Genomic DNA, 19136 nt, shown 5'->3' on the forward strand with positions numbered 1-19136 from the left:
TGGTTCCTTGAAATATCATTTTTCCCCCTCAATAATACCTATATGTGTGGCTATCTTTTCGAGCTCGCTTAGAATGTGACTCGACAGAAATATGGTCTTTCCTGTTCATTGAGCAAGCGAAACAGATTCCTCATCTCAACAATTCCCTGTGGATCTAGCCCGTTGAGTGGTTCATCCAGGATCAATAGTTGTGGATCATGAAATATAGCCATGGCAATTCCGAGCCGCTGCTTCATCCCCATCGACAAGGTACTCGCTTTTTCTTTTTCTCCTTCCAAGATCTACCATTTCGAGCACCGCATCGATTCGCTTATCTCCCTTTTTGTGGATGATATCCAAATATTTTAAATTCTCAAAAACGGTTAGTTTGGTGTAATAGCAGGGTGCTTCAATGAGATTGCCCACATTTGCATAAATGTCGCTACGATAATCTTTTAAACTTTGTCCCTGGATAAAAATAGCATCAGCCTCGTCCGTAGAAGCCCCAGAGGAGTTTGATAGTAGTAGACTTTCCAGCACCATTCCGTCCAAGGTAACCGTAGATACTTTTGTCTGGAACATGGAGGTCAATGTTATTTAAAATGGTTTTTGAGCCTATTTTAAAGTTGAGCTGTTGTGTTAGGATACTTTCCATTAACGTTCGAGATAAGTTGGTCTTTTATTTAGATCAATATAAAAAATGCCATCAATATAGTCTGTCCATTTTCTTTCCTCCTCAATGCCTTGATTGATGACTGAAACAAACGGCCCCTGAGCTGAGTGGTATCAGGAGTCCCCGTAGATCCAAAAAGAAATAAGGTACCCCTGTTTGATGGAATAAATTTTCAATGGCCAATTTACCGGGTTTCCTACGATTTGACCCGCATCATTTTCCCGTCCGTAAGAACCAAAGTCAAGCATATAAGCCTGATGGCCATACTTCTTTTTAATATAGGTGCCCAAAGGAAGGTATTCTTTGTTATAAGCTGCCGAAAATGTATGGATATTGGCACACCATATAATGATTTTTTTCCGGCATATAAAGAATCTATTTGGTATTGGAGATTTTGAGCCATTAAGGAATCCCGTAGCTGCATACTTGCCATGGATCCTGGCGCATACGACCAAGATTTTTCATAATTAGATTTTATATCCGCGAGGTATCGGTTATAAACCCGCTGTTCCTCGTCTCCGCCAGAGACCTGAAAAGCATATCTCAATTTCCCTATTTCATTTAAGAACTGTTTTTAGCTGTAGAATCAAGTTTTCTATCCGCATACCTGGCTAGGGTCAGATACTCCAGATTGTTAAGTTCTTTTTTTTTAATAAGGGATAATCTTTTAGATCGATCTTATTTTTAAGGCAAAAATCCTCGAGCAACTTTGCTCGTTTATCAGCAAGTAAACGACCGGAAAACTGAATATCAAATCCACCGAGCGTAATTGGCTTGCCGGATAGTTTAGACTTTTGATAGTAGCTGATCAGTGGATCCGTTTCGTTGTTCCGCCACCAGAAATCAAATAATCCCAGACCAGCCAAAGATTTTTCAGGAAGCTGCATAGTTGGACTTTCCATTTCCTTATTCATGAGCCACATATCATATTGTCCGGCTTCATAGAGTACAATGTTATAATCTAATTTTTCGTGGAGATAGCGGATCAACCTCGATTTGGCTCGAAAAGTTTCCCCATCATCGTGCATCATTTCCCCCAACATCAGTATTCTATTATCCTTTAAAATACGATCGAATACACGGAGATCGGAAAAGTTACTATCCATCATGGAAATACTATTGATTACCGCTTTATTACGATTTACATCCACCCGCAGGGCCTGATAATTCGGTGGAAGCCGGTCATTATAAATAAGTTTATTAAAAATTAAAATAATGGCAATAAGAGCCGTTATTACGAGAAGTATACGCTTCATTCTGCACGATTAATTCGGTTTATATTTCCAGAAATAGGTAATTAAAGATACACTATTCCGAACAACTTCTAATATAAGATGATAATTTCTGTCATTTCCATAAATAATTAATAAAAATCACCTATTATTTCGAAAATAAAAAACGGTTAAGCATAAGATGCTTAACCGTTTTTAAGACGCGTTATAGTGTTCAACAAACCTTCCTAAATCTCGCTTATCGCGCGATTAGTAACCTGAGTTTTGTTGTCAAGAAAGGAATTTTATAATTTCTTAGCCCGCCTTCGATGTGCTTTGGATGCTAAAGGCCGAATGCTGGCATACAGACTTTATAGTTAACGATGGATTGTTCAACCTGTTGTATCGCACGGAGTAACTCTCCAAATGCTTCTTTCAGTTCCTCTTTGCGTTTGAGCCATTCCTGTGGATCAGTCTCACTTTCAAGTAGTCTATCTATACACTCCATCAGCATCTTATGCTGTTTTCTATCTATTCCGGTAGCCAATTTTCTATCTATTTAAGCAAGATGGACATCTGGAGCAAGAAAACCCCGGATGCCCCATCCTGTGTTACGATCTAAAATGAGTAGCGCAAGCCGAGCTGTACCTGAGCTCTTGAATTAAAATAATCAATACTATAAGGAGTTCCGGGATTGCGGAACTCAAATACAGGCCAATTTCCCTCATTCTGCTGTGGCGGAAACAGCGTCGGCGTCAGCCCCACCGAGCTGGTGGAATTGAATGTATTCGGTGAAAAGTACTGTACTCCCCATTTCCTGTAAAGTAGGTTGGTCAGATTCATCACATCAGCCGAAAATGCCAGAATATGTCCCTTTCCATTAACCGATAGTTCATGCGCTAGTCGCAAATCGGCCTGTACATTCCAGGGCGTACGTGCTTTATTACGCTCGGTAAAATCGCCCCTTCGTCCGCTTAAGTATTCATTTGCATCAATAAAAGCATTGAAAGCGGCAGCTTGTTGTGCAGCTGTCTGCCCATCGGTAATGTCCTTAAAATATCGGATTGCTTCCGACGCTGTCGGTATATAGACCAGCGATACCTGTTGTGGTAATCCCTGTATGCTATTGTTTACAATACCATAAGTAAATGGCGAACCAGACTGCGCGGAAAAGAACAGTGTGACACTTGTCCGTCCGGCACGATGCCATAGTTTATCATAACCGACACTCGCTACAATCCGATGCCGGACATCAAAATTACTATAGGCCAGACCTGGATTGTTAGGAACCAGAGACTGATTGAGCTGCCAATTCGACTCCATGGAATTCCGTACCCCATTGGATAGATCTTTTGACATGCCGTAGGTATAGCTCGCAGTTGTATTTAAAGTTTTGTATTTCTTCGCGACCGTTCCTGTCAGGCTATATTTATACCCTTGATTGGTATTGCTCAACAAGTAAATATTCGAAAAACGGCTATCTACCGCACCACTGTATACGGGTTGTTGGTGTGTGCGGTCATAACCGTACCAACGTGGATTATCGGAGGTATTGAGTTGCTGGAATAATACATCACTGATATTCTTGGTATAGATCCCTTCGAGCGTAAACTTCCAGTCACCGGACATTTCATAATCCATGCCTAAGCTTGCACGGAATACCTGCGGTAGTGTGAAGCCATTATCCACCAGATCGACCTGCGTTTTCCGCTATTCGGGTCATTGACGACAGCACCATTCTGAGCAATAAAATCTGCCAGGCCATTTTCACTTGGACGTATTGCATCACTGCCCGGAGCAAAAGGTTTCTGATCTGCGCGTTGGTCAAAGGCACCGTAACTATTTCCGGTATTGTAATACGCATAAGCCAACCAGGCAAAGGGAATCCGACCTGTAAACAATCCGGCCCCGCCACGCAACACCAACTTCCGGTCCGCTGTCACCTCCCAGCGAAATCCCACCCGCGGAGACAGCTGTACCCTGTTCATAAAGTCATTGCGCAGACGGCTTAATGGGGTATATTGATATGTCGTGCCAAAATTAGGATCCGAGAGAATACTCTTCACTTTATCACTCAGTCCGGGCATCTCCGGAAGGCTTGCCAAATCTGCCCGCAGTCCGGGTGTGATCCGCAGTCGATCGTGTATCCTGATTTCGTCCTGTACATACAAACTGTACATATTAACAGCAAAATCTGCCGCTGGGTGCGCTAAAATATAGTCGCGGGTATTGTTGTTATAATTGTAGCTACCGCGCACCCGATACGGGTTGTTGCCAACAAAATCTTCGATGCTGTTGTAGTCCACCCGCCCGTTCCAGCTATTGACAAATCCGTAACGAATTTTGTACAGCTCGTTGTGGGTACCGAACAGCAGTTTGTGCCTTCCTGTGTTCCAGGTTAAATTGGCTGTAAACTCCCATGTCCGCTGCTGCATATCAAAAATACTCGCTTCGCGGTCCGTACCGATATAAATCGTCGTTCCGGGGTACGTCCCTGAATCTGCACCTGCGGCAAGGTGGGGTCCGAAAGCGGATCACGGCTGTCATTGACAATTGTATAACCGATCACTGCATTGGCAGAAAGATTGTTTGAAAACCGGCTCTTCAGTTCAGCCACGGTGCTGCTCTGGTTATTAGTCTGTTTGAAGGCCATGCTCGAAAAGCGAAAGTCCTGTTGATCGCGGTCCATATGCGTCGCCGAACTGCGGATGGTATTGTTCCGCACTGCTAGCTGATGCTTAGTGTTGATATTCCAATCGATACGGTTAAAGAACTTGACCGATTTGCTCCAATTGGTATACAAACCAGCAGTTCCGGCGTCAAATAAGTTACCATAGCGTTCTTTGACGGTATTTGCTATTTTTTCGGCATCCGTCATACTCAGTATCTGCGCCGTTTCAGCTGTGCCAACTAGCAGCTGTGTCGGATCCTGCCGTCGCGCAATTTCTTCGTTACTGAAGAAGAATAGTTTATTTTTAATAATTGGGAAACCGATCCGGAAACCAGACTGGTAGTCGTAGAAGTCACTGTTCATTTTTCCCAATGTACCAACCCTGTCTTTTCCGGTCAGCGCTGCATTGCGGCCAAAACCATATACGGAGCCTTCAATTTTATTTGTTCCCGATCGGGTGACGGCATTGACCGAACCACCTGTAAAGTTCCCGATCTTGACATCATAGGGCGCAAGATAAACCTGAACATCCTGAATCGCATCGATAGAAATCGGATTGGTTCGGGTCGAGCTTCCGGCCATACCCGAGGTACCAGTCTGTCCTCCCAAAGAAGGTGAAAAACCGATTGCATCGTTGTTGATTGCCCCATCCACAGTCACGTTATTGTAACGGAAATTGGTTCCCCGAAACTATTGTCACGGCTTCCCTGAGGTGTCAGGCGTGTAACGTCGGTAATTGAACGTGATACTGTCGGCATATTCCTGATCTGCTCACCCGAAATATTTTTACCTGCGCCAAATGTATCGGCGCGTTGACCCTTGCCCGGGCGCTGACGACCACCTCTTCTATCCGTTGGTTTGCTGCAGTCAGCAGGAGCTCAAGCTCCTGGGCTCCCCCAAACGGATATAAATATCCTCCCGTATATCGGGCTGCAGCCCTACAGCTGTAGCCGTAACGCGATAAGGTCCGCCGATCCGCATATTATTGATGGTAAAGCGGCCATCTTTGTCTGCTGACAGCGTATATTTCGTACCCGAAGGTGTGTGCACAGCTTCGATGGAGGCTCCGCTATCGGCACTTTTGTCCCATCAAGCACACGGCCCCTCAGCGCGCCAGAAGTCTCCTGAGCAAAAATTCTTGTTGGCTGTAATTGCAGCAGAAATATGGCAATAAGTATCCCTAGCCAACGATATATTGTATTTTTGATTGTTCTCATGTAAACATTTTTATAAATCTGCGTGAATCACATACAGTCTTTAACCTTATTGTTGGAGTGTCTGTCCCATTACATGAATGACTCCATTTCCAGCAAGTACATCCATACGTAGCGGTGTTAGTGCCCAAGAATTGCCGGTACCTTTAATGGTTATCCCCGTAAAACTATTGGGCACATTGTATTGGCCAAGTAAATTAATGGTCAGGGTCTTTTCATTCAGCATCGTTTCGGTATAACTCGTCGTTCCATCAGGCGTCAGCAAAAATAATCCTGTGCAAACTTGCGTTCTTTGGCTATATGGTAGCTCAGTAGTTTTTTCAGTCCTACGGGGTCAGCCTTTTGGATCGCTTCCAGATCAGGATAGCCAAGTTGTTTGATCGCCATATTATTGGGAGCAAACACCGTATAATTCGTTGTGCCCGCCAGTGATTCCAATAGACCCGAAACCTTTAAAGCCTGGTAAAACAAACTGAGATCAGCATTTGCTGCCAGCGCCTGTTTCAGGTTGCCATGTACATTGGGAACCAATAAACGGTCGAGTACCTGCATTACCCCGTTCGCGGCCTTGGTATCCGCTTGCAGCAGTCGGCCGCCATTGATAGTCGTAAGCGTATCTTTTCCGCGCTTCACCCGGCTCCAATACACCTTGGTACCCAATACCGTTTCCTCCTCCTGATTCATTTTTAAATCCTTTCCTGTAAACAGCACAACATTTTTCAGGATATGGTAATTGCCCTGTTCAACGAGTTTACCCGTCGGTTCAGCATATACTACGGCTGGATTTTGATAACCAGCAGCCTTATAAGCATCGTCGGATGGGGCCAGCAAGGTGTAAGAGCCATCCTGCATCAACATTTTATTCAGCCCGCTTTTATACAGTGCCGTCGCGAGATAGGTCAGTCCAAAGTTATCCCGGACCACATCGTTTAAGGTATTTTTTCGACATCAGCCTTTGGATTTATGGCATCCTTAGAACAGTTCACCAGGGATAACATCAATAGAATGGCGTATAGGTATTTCATTGATTTCATGTCTTTTTGTCTAATCGTTTATACGGTGTCTACTATTTTTTCTTGTGCCACATGCTAAAATCATCCGGTACGATAATCCGGTCGACAACATGAACGGGCCCCTGAATGGTGTTGATATTTTCCTCGATAATGTTCACAGGCTGTTCTTTGCTTTTCATATGGCCAACCTGTATATGCTTGCCTGAATGGTAAAATCGATGGTAGATATTCTTGAACCCAGCCAGCTTTTTGTTGTCCAACATCTGCGAAAAAATAGTTGAATTATTTAGAAAACGATCCGTTTGCACGTCAACCGTAACCATGGAATAATCTTCATTATACCCTGTCTCCAATCTCGCGCCACCGATATACTGGTACTTGAGCAGGCTATCCACCGGAGTCAATTGGTTCGTTTCATAATACCATGGGGTTTCTATCCGACCATTCAACGCCCTCAGATCAGCCTCGGTATAAATGCCCATCCGGTTGAAAGCAGCATCGGTTGGTGCAAACAGTGTGCAATGGATGACATTTCTAGGGCGCTCAGCACTATAATGAAAAGTCCCCTCGAAATAATAGTTCCAATCGAGCATAAAACGAACTGGTAAACCAAAACCTGGAAACATATTCATCATAAAATCATTGGCATACTCGATATTGTTAAGCTCCATAGCCTTTAAATACAAGGAAAACGCCCATCCTTTACCAGAAAATCGTACATCTGCTGGCTGGGTGCTTTAAGCATCTGTTCGATAACAAAAACATGTCCCTGTGCAACGGCGAGTTCCGACCCGATTTTTAATTTCTTTCCATCAATAATCAGATTGCCTTGCTCCACACTCAGCTGTTGCCGATAGAAATAAGGTACCGTCCTAACCAATGTACCATCTCGGGGTTCACCGTCCAAAAATTTAGGATGCTTCAATAGGGTAAAAAAGTCAAGTCCCGCCCGATCGTCGACAGCTGATCGGAACTGATTGCTCCATTGAGTACATGATAGCGTAATATGTTCTGCAAGGAGTCTTTTGTGAGCCGCTGTATTTTTGCGGCAGTATATCCGGCGGTTTCCATTGCATTATTGCCCGGTACCAAAAAGGTTAGCTTTGCCTGCGCCTGTTCGGTCGCAAGTACGTTATCCATTTCGGCCTTTTGCCACATAGCTTTAAACAAACCGGTATTGTCCGGCAGTCCTTCTAGCAGCGAAGGATATGTTGGAGCCGGAATCTCTCGCCTACTGCATCAGGCATAAACTCTGTTTTTTACAGGCGGAAAATAAGAGCAGGACAGCAAATATTGCAAGCGTAATATATTGATTTAAATTGCTTTTCATCGTTAATTTGTCTTAGTTGATTCCTTGATCAGTGCTTCTTCGGGCAATACCAACAGGCTGTTGATTCCATGTACAACACCATTATCCGCTTTATAATCCGTTTGATAATCCGGCTGAAAATTGCTGATCCGGAGCGGAGTATTGGCTTCAGGAGCCTGACTGTGAATAATAAAGGGCTCCATTGGTGTATTGGCGGAAATGCCAAAATAATATAATTCATCCCCACGATGCGCGCACGATAATAAGGACTGCCGTAATAGCCTGAGCCCGGTAGTTGTCCATAGATCGCCATATCAGAAAGAAAGAAATGGTTATACAGCAGATAAACACGCGACAATCGTTTGCCATACTTGCCGGGATCCAAACGAGCGATATCATTGGCTGTTATTCCCGCCTTCTCAAAAGCCGCGTTATCGGGGCAAAAACAGTGGTATTGACAGGTTCTCCCAGACGCTCCCAATCACCCATACGTTTGAGCAGCGCAATAAATAAGCTATACTCAGGTTTGGAATTCAAGACATCCTGTATGGTGGGATTATATTTTAGTACTTTATCAACGACATGCAACACCCCATTCGCCAATACAATATTCTGTGTCGCAGAAACTGATTTAGAGCCGTTGACATATAAGTCTGAAATTAAATTACATTCCGCACATACTTTCTGTGTTTTATAACCGATAAACAGTTCTTTTTCCATCATGTTAACATATTTGTTGTCAATGGTATTGGGTGGTACATCACTGGTATACAACCTTCGGGGCAAAATATGATAAAGCAATAACTGCCGTAGGCTATCCCGCTTCATGCTGGAGAAATCACTGGCACGAACAATCCCAAGGTCATTGAAAGCTTTATTCGTTGGAGCGAAGAGAGTATATGGTCCCTCCTCTTTGAGCAGATTCAATAAATCTGCCTGCTTCAATGCAGCATACAACAAAGTCAGGTTATAGTTGTTACCAATGAAATCGGCGGCATTGCTGTACTTGTCACTTTCGACATATACGTCCAGATCCTTATTGTTACAGGCGCAAAAAAAAGAAAATATTGAAAAATAAGGCGAGCGGAACGAATACATTACATCTCATAGCTAAAATATCAGGTCTCATAATTAATAGATAGGTTGCGGATATTTACGTTGTACTGTGGTCAGAAAGGCATTGCCGTTGACGACTTCAATACTATTGACTACACCAAAAGTTCGCGGATTAGCTGTTCCTGAGTGAACATTGACGGTTAGACCGGGGAAAAAGTGTTTAGGTAATAACTGGGGAATACTGTGCATGATCCATCAGCATATAACCAAAAGTACCGTCTTTAACAGCAGGTTCGGTAAGCCCTCCCGGGACCGATGGCGGTTCGAGATAGGATCCTGCGGTACGCGGGTCAATGGAAGGTGCAAAAAACTGGATATATTGCCAGGTATTGGAATAGACCTTATTTTTATCCTGCAAGAAGATCGGGAAACCATAATAGGGCGTCACTTTAGGGGCATCAATGTTCCGTAGCAGCCGGCCAGCATATTGATAACTAAAATTTGGAATACGCTGCTGCACTGTCGCTCCAGCAGCGTTCACACTTGGCTGAATATGCGTGATAAAAATATTCATCGTATCAAGTAACCCGTAGCGCAACGATCTTGTTGTTCCCGGCACGGGCAATTTCTGTGAAAGATCTGCCTGTAGAAAACCTCTGGCACTCAGGTTATAAAAATTAACATAAGTCAGGGTATCCGAAAAGGCCTGTTTATGAAAAGTCTCCTGACGTACATAGAGTCCATTCTCCTTTGTTTTAAAGTCCTTCTGCAGTATATGTAATGTATACACTTCACGCGAGGACAGATCAATAATTGTATCCAGAAATACTTTGCGCTGCTGCTCATCGGGCAGTTTCGCAAAAGGCACACTGCTGATCGGGCGTGCCATAAATAAAAAACGACGTTTGCCCGCAGACACCTGCGCCCAATTCGTCAGATCAAAACCATTCAAGATCGGCGCCGTGGGCACCAGTTCTTTACCCGGGTATTCTGGGTTATATTTAGAGGTGCTCAATCCGGCATGTGCCGCATTGGGTGCGGCATAAATATTCCGTTTATCCAAAAATCACCTATCGCCAATCCGTCAATGGGTTTGCCTGATGCATCAAACTCCGGATCAATAAACATGCAAAAAAAAGGCTGCGCTTCTTCTTTATTATCCAATGTGAGTGTATAGGTCAAATTATTAAATACCCGGATATAGGCAGGGTCTTCGACGGTTCTATATTCGGTTTTTGTGCAGCTAGCTACGCAAAAAACAAACGATAACGCGATAACTGCAAAAAGAGGACTAGTTAAAATCTTGTGTTTCATAAAAATGGTTATTTGGTATGTTTTACTACCATAAATTTCGCTTTGTCGGTTTCCGTGGTGCCTTTTAGATCACCAATGACCGCGATAGAATATACACCAGGTTCATGCAGCGGAACTTTACGTCCCACAGCGGTATACAGTTTGGGATTTGCAACAAGTTGCGTACTGGACAAAGGTTTGACCTGTTGCAGCCAATCGCCGGGAATGCGTGTTGGCAGCGAACTGTAAGCCATAAACTGATAGGGACCACCCGTATCATTGGAGGCACTATAGAGCAGCGATGTATAAGGTTGCAGGATGTTTAAAATGCCAGGAGCCATATTTACACCACTATCCATTGCCCCTGTACCAAAAGGACGTCCCTCACCATTAGTGAATGTGGCATAGGGTAAAGCTGCACAGAAATTCAAGAAACGGAAATTAAACATGTAGCTGGACCGGAACCGGTCTATTGTCGCATTATTACCCCACCTTCTTTCCCTGTATAGGCCGTTCCCGCCAAGTTATTGGCTGCTAATAACACCTTCACTTTTTATCCGGATCCATGTAAAGCCACGCCGTATAATTTTGTCCGGCCTGTAGTTCGGCATCGATGGCAGCCAAAACTTGTCCTGAAGCTGTTTCAATAACAATAGGCTGTTGACCAGCGACCACAGGGAAATAATCTGATGCTTTGCCATAGGCTGTGGTAGCCGTGGTCTGTCCCTTTGCCCGCAGCACCGCATCTTGTCCTGTGATGGTATTAGCAAGCTGTATCTGTGCATATGTCCGATTGAGCGGCTCGCTGATATCGGCGATAATCTGGAAACCATTTTGTAGTTCGCTGATATCATCTGTCCCTGTGGTCCAGGTAAATTCTTTCGGATGGACAACAATAGTATAGATACCGCCGGGCTGGAAATTCTGAACCGGTGCATAGGTCTGGCCAGAAGACATTCGGCTAATCGCACCACCACCCATTTCCATTGTTGAATTGAAACGGTCAATATTATTGTAATAGGTATGCCCAACAGCCGGAATCTGCCTACCATCAGCCGTCAGCAGTTTAAACTGATAGGTACCATAAGGCAGTTCCACATAATCAGACCAAGCATCGCTTGCAATCCTTGTTGTGCTGTTGCTAACGGGGTTCCATCGGCATAAGTTAGTGTAATCGGTCCCGTAATGTCTTCCATGGAGCTGGTAGGCATCAATTTCTTGGCGAAATTAATAATCCGGATTTTAAAATGATCCGGACGCTTCGGAGCGGTCACACTGCGTGGTACCTCTACCAGCCTATCCGGTTTCTGCACCCGGCTTTCGTGATTGATCAGCAGGTAATAGTCCTTCGGAGCGTCGTAAGAATCGCGGACCGTAAATTCGACATCATGAGAAGCTATCGTCTTCGTTGGTATCGGTACAAAGGTTGTTCTGAAACGTACCGTGCCATCGGTCTGAAAGAGATCTTGCGGTACGGTCCAGCTCTGCCCCAAGCGTCCATCTTTCGGAAAATAGCGTGTTCCCGGTGGCGTCAGCTCTTCGGGTGGAATATAGCCCGAACGCTGTGGGGGCACAAAGAAATTTGTCAGACTGTCGCCATTGGCAATCAGCTGCGCATTCTCGGATAAATTGACCAAACGTGTATTCGAGGCCTTTTGAGCATCGGGGTTAGGTCTATAGTCAAAGGTATAATCTAAGTTTTCCCGTTTACAGGAGAGGACAAAAATACTGACCAACAGCAGTATGACCTGTAGCAGGGATATCCATCCCATCGCATTCAAGCATTGTCCATTTGTTCCTTTTTTTTGCTGTTTCATACTTATAAAATGTTATAGGTAAATCCAACCATAATCTCTGTTCCGCGTTTGTAACTCCGGTTTAGGTATTCGCGTCCATACCATTTGCCACCTGTATCCGGATTGGCATAGACCGTTTTGATGGCCGGATTCAGCATATTCTTTGCATAGCCTTTGAAGAGTAACCTCCTATTCAACTTTTGGCTGAATACCAGGTCCAACATGGAGAATGGTCGTGTATAGAGGTCGGGCTCACCCGTAAGATTGATCTGTACCAGCCTTTCACCTACTGTATTGTAAGTCGCTGTGATATCCGTACCCCATTTTTTATTGTTATAATTCAGCCAGGCATTGATACTATAGGGTGCCTGCTCAAAGAGCGGGCTATTGGTCGGTGCATTCCGGTCGATAGACCAGTTGGCAGCAAGCCGCTCCGGTGTTTTCTTAATATTGCTCTGCGCAAGCAGCAGATTGGATCCCAAGAAGAAGTCATGCGCGGGTTCCCAGAATGAGCCTAAGTTTTCACCAATTCCAGTTCAACTCCATAAACCCGGCCCCGATTGGGATCGTTCTGAAATTGGATGATCGGAAATTCCGGGAAAGTAGCGGCCAGTCCCTGGGTTTGCAGACTGAATACCTTCACGAGCTGGTCATTGATTTCTTTCCCGAAGGCCGAGACAGCAATGACTTCACCGCTATTTGGGAACCACTCCCAGCGGAAATCCAGGTTTTTGGTCGACTGGTTTTTAAGTTTCTGTTTCCAACGACCAAGCCCATCTGGAAAGCGTCAAATTCGTAAACATTGGTAATTTCCGTAATTCCGGTCGCGCCAATGTGGTATTGAAGGCTACCCTAAAGTTCATGTTCTCGTTGAGGGTATACGTTGCATTGACTGAATAATACGGTTTGTATCCCTGCTTATAGGCCGAATTGGGATTCTGTGGATTGAGGTTTACGGTCCCGTTGGCATTGGCTGCTGTTAGTGATGGATCCAGATACACATTTGCCGTATCCACCGCGGACTGTATATTGGTATTTTCAAAACGCAATCCACCAGCAACACGGAGTTCGTCCGTCAGTTTCAGGTCCAGCATCCCATAGAACGCATTGGTTTCATAAAATCCGGTGTAATTGTTTGGTGATTTTTGGATGTTGTACAAGAAGCCCCCACAGGAAAGTCACCTTCGCCTACCCCGCCTGTAGGTACGCGCACACCAACCACCTCATTGCTGACCAGTCGGTCCAGATTACCTTCCACATCATAGAGCGGAATCGAAGAGAATTTACCGGGACCATACGCGCCATAACTTGTAAAATTAGATCCCGGTAGAAACAATACGTTTTCGCCAAATTTTCGTTCGCGGTTCAGGTAGTTGAAACCTGTTTTAAATTCCTGTTTATGGCCCAATAACTTAAAAGGAATCGTCAGATCAGCTTTGTAATTATAATTGGTTTCGTCCAGATTCCGCCAGCGCCGTCCATTCGGATCAGCCTGAAGAATACCAAAAGGACCAAATCCATTGACATAGCCCGAGCTTAACGCATAATAGCGTTCGGTATACACATAGTCTATATTGCCCGTATTCGGGAGATGTGAAATATTTGGCCGTTCAATGGCACCGCCATAGCGCGGTTTGTAGTCCACCATATTGACAAAACGGTAATCGGGATCATTCTGGTTGGATTTGGAAGAAGCCATATTGTAGCTCAGGCGTGGGGAATAATCACTTTTTAAAAATTTATGTTCGCCCTGCAGATTGAAGGTATGCAGGGTACGAAAAGTCTGTTTTAGCGAGTAGGTGGTACTGTTTACTTCACCGGGCAAGCCTGCATAGAAATACCCGCCACGCAGATTGGTTGCCGTATTCTCCCCACCCCAACTACCTAGGTACTGAAAACTCACTTCATGTCTAGGATTAAAACGATAGGTCAGACCACCCAATAGGCCATAGTTGAGCGTTTCGACGCCTGTGTTTTCCTTATAGGTCTGGTATTTTCCCATCACAATATTATTGGTGGTGGTAAAATTGGGGATCTTGCGCTGGCTATAGATATAGGGGCTACCTGTGACCACACCTTGGTAGATGCTATATTGCGTCAGGTCTCCGTCGTAGATATTGCTTGTCCGTCGGTAATAGTTTCCCCGAGGATCACGCCCAATTTATGTTTATCAAAAAGGGTGTAACTGTTACCAAAGGTCGCGGAATACAATTGATTGAGTGGTGCTCTTTTGGTCTGCGAGGTCAATACGGGATCAAATCCCTGCATAATCCCATTGATGCGATTGACTTCCTGGCGCACTTCGGGACTATAATTGCTGGAGGCAATCAGCTGCTGAATCGAGCTTAGACCATTAGGATATTGTTTGGATAGATTCAGAAAGTCATTGGAAAGATCTTTCTTATTGATTGCCGTACCTAATACGCCCATGTCGCTATTCCAGAAACTGTTATACTTGCCGCCAACACCAATATTGGAATTAAAGCCTGTCTGCGCAATCACTTCAAACGTCATCTTTTCTGGTACCGATTTGGTTTTCAGTTCGACGATGCCTGAAGCCGCATCGGCAGGCTTATCGGGTGTAACGGTCTTATAAACCGTAATATTATCCAATAATGAAGCCGGGACCAGATCCAGTGGAATAGCACTGCGGTCAGGATCCGAAGATGCCAACCGTACGCCATTCAGCTGACCGATCACCGAGCGGTCCCCAGTCCACGTACAGCCACATATTTGTCATCCGTTATGGTTACTCCGGTCACACGTTGTAAAGCCTGTGTTGTGGTGTTGCTACCGGTACGCTCGATCAATTGCGCTGAGATGGCATCCTGTACAATGGATGCTTTGCGGCGTTCTTCAAGTACTGATGCTTCAGTATTCGCTCTTTTTCGGGCCTGTACGGTAACTTCGACCTCCTGCAATGCTGTACTCAAAGATTGTAGCCGAACGGTTATATCGACCTGTTTCGCACTGACGACCAACTCCTTACGCTGATACCCCAATGAGGTCAAAACCAATACCCCATTTTGTCCGGAAATTCCGATAGTGAAATTTCCATTTGCATCCGTTGACGTCGAATTCCTGGTATCCTTGACGCTCACCGAAATTCCAGCCAATGCCTGTCCTGTACTTCCGTCCAGTACCCGCCCACGGATCGTAGTGGTCTGCATCCAACGTTTCGTCTTTTTTCATCACTTGGACTTTCCAAATCCGTACGCCGAATTGTTACAATTCTATTCTTGACCGTGTAAGCAAATGGGAGCTTTTCAAAACAGCGTTCCAACACCTGCTCTAGGGGTGCATTTACCACATTAATCGTGATGCGTGGCGCATGATCAAAGATCTCTGCATCATAAAAAAATCGTAGCCCGTCTGCACACTAATCTGTTCCATCAGATCAGCCAAAAGGGTCTTTTGCTTATTAATAGTTAGGCGCTGACCATATGTAGCTGCACTTAAATGTGCTAGTACACAGGTTAATAATACCATGGTGATTTTCATAACACGCATGACTTGATGAAAATTCATACTTTTGTCTTGTAGTTATAGTAAATGTTAAAAATTGACGACACATCTTTTTTAATGACTTTAGCTATTTTGGGCGGTGATGTTGGTAGCATCGCCGCTTATTTTTTATCCAATGTCATGGTAATGGGTAATTATTTCTTCACGATAATCCTCCTTTCTTTGATCTCCAATTTCACCTTATCGATGGAAGCAATCATCTCCGTTACCGCCGATAGCGATTGACTCCGGGATACCTTTCCCGTAAATTTCATTGTGCTTAATTCAGGAGGGCATTCCACCGTGACATCGTACCATCGGGCGATCTTGCGCAGAATGCTACCTAACTCCTCCCGACGGAATATAAAATACCCATTTATCCAGGCTAAGTTTTGTTGCATATCTGCTTCTGAGAGCTGCATGTTTTTTCCGACCAATGCCTGCTGTCCAGGTTTGAGCAATTCCGATTTTCCACTATGCGCAGCAATCAGACGCACGCTCCCTTCCACCAGCGTTGTGCAGTCATCAGGTTCATTGGCATAAGCGTTGACATTGAAGGTGGTTCCCAGCACCTGGATCACCTGTTTATTGGTCTCGACAAAAAATGGTATATGTTCATTTTTTTGTTACTGACTTTTGCTATTTCGAAGTACACTTCCCCGGTCATTTTTACCCGACGTTCTTTTTCTCAAATTCCACAGGATAGGTTAGCGAAGAAGCCGCATTCAGCCAGGCCTTGCTTCCATCGGGCAATGTGACACGGTATTGTCCGCCATTGGGTGTGCTAATACTGTTATAAGATTGCGGGGATGCATTCCTATTTGAAGCGGCATAGACAATTTCACCCTCCGCTGTCTTTTGCACCTTCACGCCACCTCGATCTACAATGTTTCCATTGGCTGCATCTGACAAAGAGATCGTGGATCCATCCGCCAATTTCAAGATAGCTTTTTCACTTCCGGGGACGATTTCCTTTTTAAGTCAGCAGTCTGATTTTCTTTAAAATCATCGCGTTGCATTAGCGACCAAATCAATCCGGCCAACCCAACGAATAGAACTGCCGCCGCAACATATCGTATTGTTCTCTTTCCAATAGCAACGATCTTTGATTTTACTTGGGGCTGCGTTTCTTCGGCTTGGACCATGGGTTGTACTGGTCCTATTCTTTCCTTTAACCGCAGCTGCCATTCGGAAATTTTCGCTGCATCGATAGGTTCGACTTCTTCGGGCCGATCCCATAAAAATGTTGTTTCTGTCTCCATCAACCGATGAAGAACAGCAGTATGATCAGGATCTGCGAGAAAATCCGCAACAAGCTTCTTCTCCGCTAGTGTACATTTTCCCTGAAGATACCGCTTCAACAGCTCATTTGTAATCATTTGTTCGCCCATTATTTGCTCCTTCATTACTGTAGGCGCAGAAATAGCGGCTTACCACCTACCGTGATCAATAAAAAAGAACAAAAACAATAACAAACTGATAATCAGCAATTAAAAAACACACTAAGCAAACAGGCTAAGGAGGAGGATAATAATCGGCAAGATGCCTTTTCGAAAATGTTTGAGTGCGGAGGAAATATAATTTTCGATCGTATTGATGGAAAGATTGGTTTTCTGTGCTATTTCTTTGTAGCTGAAGCCACCTTCCCGACTGAGTACAAAGACTTCTTTGCGCTGCGGGCTTAGTTCTGCGAGAAGCTGTTTATACTGATCCTCTCCTTCCCGGCAAATAATAGCGTAATCAGCCATTTGCTGTTCTATAACGTCATCTTCAGCATATTTTTCAATTGTCGAAACAATATTCTGACTTTGTTTCCTCAGGTGACTGATGACAGCATTGCGGGCAGCACGGTGCAGATAAGCCGATACGTTTACGGGGATTTCGAGCTGCTGCCGTTTCTTCCAAAGCCAGAACAAAACATCGAGTGCAATCTCTTCTGCTAGGAAAGTATCGTTTAAATAATACTTACAAACGGCATAAAGCTTGGGCGAATAACGGGCCACCAATTCATTATAAGCTTTCAGGTCTTCATAAAGACAACAGCTTTCCAATAATTCACGATCTGATGCGCTATGATAATTCACCCCTGGTTAATAATTTCAATCGTATATAATGATATATCTCTGTCTGTCTCTAAGCGCAAGTGGCCCCTGCGAATATTTTCAATCCAACCGAAGTTAGCTCATCTCTGTTACGGAGCTGATCGACAGGTGTACAGATCCCATCACTAAATTCATAAAGAAATGTGTGGGTAGTGTTTGTTTAGTATTATGTTTCTGTTAAGTCAAATGCTCCGTTTTACCATTGAATATATCCATCCGCTCGCTCATCATCCGACTCGGTAGTCATCTTTAACTGCTTGCTACAGATCGTCGAATACATTTATTTTCATCCTTCTTTTGGTTCTTCTATGTATATTAATGCTTTTGTTAATGGACTATTAATGGTATCCGTTGATATTGGGAGTTACAAACAATATAGATCTTTATGCTAGTTAAAACGCTCAAACTTTATGTGCTCAGCATGGTATTGCTGCCGGCAAACATGTTATTGGCTCAAAAGCAATACGATTCCTACAAGGGTCTGGTCATGGCCGGTTACCAAGGCTGGTTTAATAGTCCACAAGACGGTGCCGATCGCGGGTGGTACCATTATCGGGGTAAAAATGGTTTTCAGCCCGGGTCAACGAATATCGACTTTTGGCCTGATGTCAGTGCCTACCAAAAGACCTACGACAGTCCCTTTATGACCAAGACGGGCAAACCCGCAAAATTGTACAGCGCCCATGATTATTCTTCCGTCAATCTTCATTTTAAATGGATGAAGCAGTATGGTATTGACGGCGTTTTTATGCAACGTTTTGTTGGCGAAATCGCCAATCCAAGTGGGTTAAATCATTTCAACAAGGTGCTGCAATCTGCCATTCAATCGGCCAATGAATCGGACCGCGCAATCTGTATCATGTATGATCTCAGTGGTATCAAGGACGGTGACGAGAAGATTTTAATGGATGATGTGGCTGCACTGGACAAGAAATGGGAATTAAAACGGCGCAATAAAGCGCATACCTACCTGTTCCATCAGGGCAAACCACTGATTGCCGTCTGGGGCGTAGGTTTCAACGATGGTCGCAAGTATAACCTCAAAACAGCCGAACGCATTGTCAATTACCTCAAACAAAATGGCTACAGTGTACTATTGGGTGTTCCGACCTACTGGCGCGAACTTCGCCAGGACACCGAATCTGATTCCTTCTTACACAGCTTGATCAAAAGTCCGATATCATTATGCCCTGGTTTGTCGGCCGTTATAATCAATCCGGATTTGACCAGTTCAAACCTTTGATTCGAGCCGACATGGACTGGTGCAAAAAAACAAGGTAGACTATGTTCCACTCTGCTTTCCGGGTTTTTCATG

At 44.4% G+C, this 19136-nt stretch carries 33 protein-coding genes and 1 pseudogene; 1 reads left to right on the forward strand and 33 read right to left on the reverse strand.

What is annotated here, in order from left to right; translation table 11 throughout:
- Positions 1-68: 68 nt before the first annotated feature.
- The 33 genes and pseudogenes from KUH03_RS48345 to KUH03_RS08225 form a co-directional block, all read right to left on the reverse strand.
- Complete coding sequence (locus KUH03_RS48345) at positions 69-242, reverse strand: ATP-binding cassette domain-containing protein (protein WP_373564796.1); 174 nt, start codon at positions 240-242, stop codon at positions 69-71.
- 221 nt (positions 243-463) lie between these two features.
- The gene (locus KUH03_RS48350) at positions 464-634 is read right to left on the reverse strand and encodes an ATP-binding cassette domain-containing protein (RefSeq protein ID WP_257092330.1); all 171 of its coding nucleotides are present in this window, start codon (positions 632-634) and stop codon (positions 464-466) included.
- Positions 635-765: 131 nt separating this feature from the next.
- Positions 766-1107, reverse strand: a complete 342-nt coding sequence (locus KUH03_RS08080) for a hypothetical protein (RefSeq protein WP_257092331.1) — start codon at positions 1105-1107, stop codon at positions 766-768.
- A 162-nt stretch (positions 1108-1269) separates the two neighbouring features.
- Complete coding sequence (locus tag KUH03_RS08085) at positions 1270-1908, reverse strand: hypothetical protein (RefSeq protein WP_257092332.1); 639 nt, start codon at positions 1906-1908, stop codon at positions 1270-1272.
- 298 nt (positions 1909-2206) lie between these two features.
- Positions 2207-2410, reverse strand: coding sequence for a hypothetical protein (locus KUH03_RS08090; protein ID WP_257092333.1), 204 nt, complete (start codon positions 2408-2410; stop codon positions 2207-2209).
- A gap of 71 nt (positions 2411-2481) precedes the next feature.
- Positions 2482-3552 (reverse strand): hypothetical protein, encoded by a 1071-nt coding sequence (locus KUH03_RS08095; protein ID WP_257092334.1) that lies wholly within the window; start codon positions 3550-3552, stop codon positions 2482-2484.
- The gene (locus tag KUH03_RS08100; protein WP_257092335.1) at positions 3507-4298 is read right to left on the reverse strand and encodes a TonB-dependent receptor; all 792 of its coding nucleotides are present in this window, start codon (positions 4296-4298) and stop codon (positions 3507-3509) included. The genes KUH03_RS08095 and KUH03_RS08100 overlap by 46 nt, the downstream gene beginning before the upstream one ends.
- Positions 4262-5194 carry a hypothetical protein gene (locus KUH03_RS08105; RefSeq protein ID WP_257092336.1) on the reverse strand — a complete coding sequence of 311 codons (933 nt, stop codon included), beginning with the start codon at positions 5192-5194 and terminating at the stop codon, positions 4262-4264. Before KUH03_RS08105 ends, KUH03_RS08100 begins: the two co-directional genes overlap by 37 nt.
- A 207-nt stretch (positions 5195-5401) precedes the next feature.
- Positions 5402-5584, reverse strand: coding sequence for a carboxypeptidase-like regulatory domain-containing protein (locus KUH03_RS08110; RefSeq protein ID WP_257092337.1), 183 nt, complete (start codon positions 5582-5584; stop codon positions 5402-5404).
- A gap of 213 nt (positions 5585-5797) precedes the next feature.
- The gene (locus KUH03_RS08115; RefSeq protein WP_257092338.1) at positions 5798-6013 is read right to left on the reverse strand and encodes a hypothetical protein; all 216 of its coding nucleotides are present in this window, start codon (positions 6011-6013) and stop codon (positions 5798-5800) included.
- The gene (locus KUH03_RS08120; RefSeq protein ID WP_257092339.1) at positions 6007-6672 is read right to left on the reverse strand and encodes a fasciclin domain-containing protein; all 666 of its coding nucleotides are present in this window, start codon (positions 6670-6672) and stop codon (positions 6007-6009) included. The genes KUH03_RS08115 and KUH03_RS08120 overlap by 7 nt, the downstream gene beginning before the upstream one ends.
- A gap of 142 nt (positions 6673-6814) precedes the next feature.
- Positions 6815-7447 carry a fasciclin domain-containing protein gene (locus tag KUH03_RS08125; protein ID WP_257092340.1) on the reverse strand — a complete coding sequence of 211 codons (633 nt, stop codon included), beginning with the start codon at positions 7445-7447 and terminating at the stop codon, positions 6815-6817.
- On the reverse strand, positions 7438-7686 hold the full coding sequence (locus tag KUH03_RS08130; RefSeq protein WP_257092341.1) for a hypothetical protein: 249 nt from the start codon (positions 7684-7686) through the stop codon (positions 7438-7440). Before KUH03_RS08130 ends, KUH03_RS08125 begins: the two co-directional genes overlap by 10 nt.
- Positions 7683-7931, reverse strand: a complete 249-nt coding sequence (locus KUH03_RS08135) for a fasciclin domain-containing protein (protein WP_257092342.1) — start codon at positions 7929-7931, stop codon at positions 7683-7685. Before KUH03_RS08135 ends, KUH03_RS08130 begins: the two co-directional genes overlap by 4 nt.
- 162 nt (positions 7932-8093) lie before the next feature.
- The gene (locus KUH03_RS08140) at positions 8094-8273 is read right to left on the reverse strand and encodes a fasciclin domain-containing protein (protein WP_257092343.1); all 180 of its coding nucleotides are present in this window, start codon (positions 8271-8273) and stop codon (positions 8094-8096) included.
- Positions 8274-8475: 202 nt separating this feature from the next.
- Positions 8476-9168: a fasciclin domain-containing protein gene (locus tag KUH03_RS08145; protein ID WP_257092344.1), complete on the reverse strand. Its 693-nt coding sequence runs from the start codon at positions 9166-9168 to the stop codon at positions 8476-8478.
- 33 nt (positions 9169-9201) lie between these two features.
- Positions 9202-9375, reverse strand: coding sequence for a hypothetical protein (locus KUH03_RS08150; protein WP_257092345.1), 174 nt, complete (start codon positions 9373-9375; stop codon positions 9202-9204).
- Complete coding sequence (locus KUH03_RS08155; protein WP_257092346.1) at positions 9347-10189, reverse strand: hypothetical protein; 843 nt, start codon at positions 10187-10189, stop codon at positions 9347-9349. The genes KUH03_RS08150 and KUH03_RS08155 overlap by 29 nt, the downstream gene beginning before the upstream one ends.
- Positions 10138-10440 carry a hypothetical protein gene (locus tag KUH03_RS08160; RefSeq protein ID WP_257092347.1) on the reverse strand — a complete coding sequence of 101 codons (303 nt, stop codon included), beginning with the start codon at positions 10438-10440 and terminating at the stop codon, positions 10138-10140. The genes KUH03_RS08155 and KUH03_RS08160 overlap by 52 nt, the downstream gene beginning before the upstream one ends.
- 8 nt (positions 10441-10448) lie before the next feature.
- Entirely contained in the window at positions 10449-10868 is a 420-nt protein-coding gene (locus KUH03_RS08165) for a hypothetical protein (protein ID WP_257092348.1), read from the reverse strand.
- 97 nt (positions 10869-10965) lie between these two features.
- On the reverse strand, positions 10966-11517 hold the full coding sequence (locus KUH03_RS08170) for a DUF4397 domain-containing protein (protein WP_257092349.1): 552 nt from the start codon (positions 11515-11517) through the stop codon (positions 10966-10968).
- Entirely contained in the window at positions 11478-12236 is a 759-nt protein-coding gene (locus KUH03_RS08175) for a hypothetical protein (protein WP_257092350.1), read from the reverse strand. Before KUH03_RS08175 ends, KUH03_RS08170 begins: the two co-directional genes overlap by 40 nt.
- A 2-nt stretch (positions 12237-12238) precedes the next feature.
- The gene (locus KUH03_RS08180) at positions 12239-12697 is read right to left on the reverse strand and encodes a hypothetical protein (protein WP_257092351.1); all 459 of its coding nucleotides are present in this window, start codon (positions 12695-12697) and stop codon (positions 12239-12241) included.
- A 32-nt stretch (positions 12698-12729) separates the two neighbouring features.
- On the reverse strand, positions 12730-12858 hold the full coding sequence (locus tag KUH03_RS48355) for a hypothetical protein (protein WP_373564666.1): 129 nt from the start codon (positions 12856-12858) through the stop codon (positions 12730-12732).
- A 103-nt stretch (positions 12859-12961) separates the two neighbouring features.
- Positions 12962-13309 (reverse strand): TonB-dependent receptor, encoded by a 348-nt coding sequence (locus KUH03_RS08190; protein ID WP_257092352.1) that lies wholly within the window; start codon positions 13307-13309, stop codon positions 12962-12964.
- The gene (locus tag KUH03_RS08195) at positions 13297-14289 is read right to left on the reverse strand and encodes a hypothetical protein (RefSeq protein ID WP_257092353.1); all 993 of its coding nucleotides are present in this window, start codon (positions 14287-14289) and stop codon (positions 13297-13299) included. Before KUH03_RS08195 ends, KUH03_RS08190 begins: the two co-directional genes overlap by 13 nt.
- A 23-nt stretch (positions 14290-14312) precedes the next feature.
- The gene (locus tag KUH03_RS08200; RefSeq protein WP_257092354.1) at positions 14313-14915 is read right to left on the reverse strand and encodes a hypothetical protein; all 603 of its coding nucleotides are present in this window, start codon (positions 14913-14915) and stop codon (positions 14313-14315) included.
- Entirely contained in the window at positions 14912-15385 is a 474-nt protein-coding gene (locus KUH03_RS08205; protein ID WP_257092355.1) for a carboxypeptidase-like regulatory domain-containing protein, read from the reverse strand. The genes KUH03_RS08200 and KUH03_RS08205 overlap by 4 nt, the downstream gene beginning before the upstream one ends.
- Positions 15313-15567 (reverse strand): annotated as a pseudogene (locus tag KUH03_RS48360) (STN domain-containing protein); the annotation flags it as partial. The pseudogene KUH03_RS48360 and the gene KUH03_RS08205, both read right to left, overlap by 73 nt.
- A 307-nt stretch (positions 15568-15874) precedes the next feature.
- A complete protein-coding gene (locus KUH03_RS08210; RefSeq protein ID WP_257092356.1) occupies positions 15875-16300 on the reverse strand; it encodes a FecR family protein in 426 nt (141 codons plus the stop codon).
- Between the two features lie 88 nt (positions 16301-16388).
- On the reverse strand, positions 16389-16661 hold the full coding sequence (locus tag KUH03_RS08215) for a FecR family protein (protein WP_257092357.1): 273 nt from the start codon (positions 16659-16661) through the stop codon (positions 16389-16391).
- Positions 16658-17125: a hypothetical protein gene (locus KUH03_RS08220; protein WP_257092359.1), complete on the reverse strand. Its 468-nt coding sequence runs from the start codon at positions 17123-17125 to the stop codon at positions 16658-16660. The genes KUH03_RS08215 and KUH03_RS08220 overlap by 4 nt, the downstream gene beginning before the upstream one ends.
- Before the next feature lie 96 nt (positions 17126-17221).
- Entirely contained in the window at positions 17222-17803 is a 582-nt protein-coding gene (locus tag KUH03_RS08225; protein ID WP_257092361.1) for an RNA polymerase sigma-70 factor, read from the reverse strand.
- A gap of 403 nt (positions 17804-18206) precedes the next feature.
- On the opposite strand from KUH03_RS08225, the gene KUH03_RS08230 reads away from it, so the two are divergent.
- The gene (locus tag KUH03_RS08230; RefSeq protein WP_257092363.1) at positions 18207-19064 is read left to right on the forward strand and encodes a hypothetical protein; all 858 of its coding nucleotides are present in this window, start codon (positions 18207-18209) and stop codon (positions 19062-19064) included.
- Positions 19065-19136 lie beyond the last annotated feature (72 nt).

The sequence above is a fragment of the Sphingobacterium sp. E70 genome, from assembly GCF_019285695.1.
In the GTDB taxonomy this organism is placed as follows: domain Bacteria; phylum Bacteroidota; class Bacteroidia; order Sphingobacteriales; family Sphingobacteriaceae; genus Sphingobacterium; species Sphingobacterium detergens.

Excerpts from the sequence above, each read along its gene's own strand:
- KUH03_RS48345 (WP_373564796.1), bottom strand. The coding sequence starts at position 242 with ATGGGGATGAAGCAGCGGCTCGGAATTGCCATGGCTATATTTCATGAT.
- KUH03_RS48350 (WP_257092330.1), bottom strand. The coding sequence starts at position 634 with ATGGAAAGTATCCTAACACAACAGCTCAACTTTAAAATAGGCTCAAAA.
- KUH03_RS08085 (WP_257092332.1), bottom strand. The coding sequence starts at position 1,908 with ATGAAGCGTATACTTCTCGTAATAACGGCTCTTATTGCCATTATTTTA.
- KUH03_RS08100 (WP_257092335.1), bottom strand. The coding sequence starts at position 4,298 with ATGCAGCAGCGGACATGGGAGTTTACAGCCAATTTAACCTGGAACACA.
- KUH03_RS08140 (WP_257092343.1), bottom strand. The coding sequence starts at position 8,273 with ATGGAGCCCTTTATTATTCACAGTCAGGCTCCTGAAGCCAATACTCCG.
- KUH03_RS08145 (WP_257092344.1), bottom strand. The coding sequence starts at position 9,168 with ATGTATTCGTTCCGCTCGCCTTATTTTTCAATATTTTCTTTTTTTTGC.
- KUH03_RS08150 (WP_257092345.1), bottom strand. The coding sequence starts at position 9,375 with ATGCACAGTATTCCCCAGTTATTACCTAAACACTTTTTCCCCGGTCTA.
- KUH03_RS08160 (WP_257092347.1), bottom strand. The coding sequence starts at position 10,440 with ATGAAACACAAGATTTTAACTAGTCCTCTTTTTGCAGTTATCGCGTTA.
- KUH03_RS08165 (WP_257092348.1), bottom strand. The coding sequence starts at position 10,868 with ATGTTTAATTTCCGTTTCTTGAATTTCTGTGCAGCTTTACCCTATGCC.
- KUH03_RS08175 (WP_257092350.1), bottom strand. The coding sequence starts at position 12,236 with ATGAAACAGCAAAAAAAAGGAACAAATGGACAATGCTTGAATGCGATG.
- KUH03_RS08190 (WP_257092352.1), bottom strand. The coding sequence starts at position 13,309 with ATGCTGGACCTGAAACTGACGGACGAACTCCGTGTTGCTGGTGGATTG.
- KUH03_RS08205 (WP_257092355.1), bottom strand. The coding sequence starts at position 15,385 with ATGCAGACCACTACGATCCGTGGGCGGGTACTGGACGGAAGTACAGGA.
- KUH03_RS08220 (WP_257092359.1), bottom strand. The coding sequence starts at position 17,125 with ATGAAGGAGCAAATAATGGGCGAACAAATGATTACAAATGAGCTGTTG.
- KUH03_RS08230 (WP_257092363.1), top strand. The coding sequence starts at position 18,207 with ATGCTAGTTAAAACGCTCAAACTTTATGTGCTCAGCATGGTATTGCTG.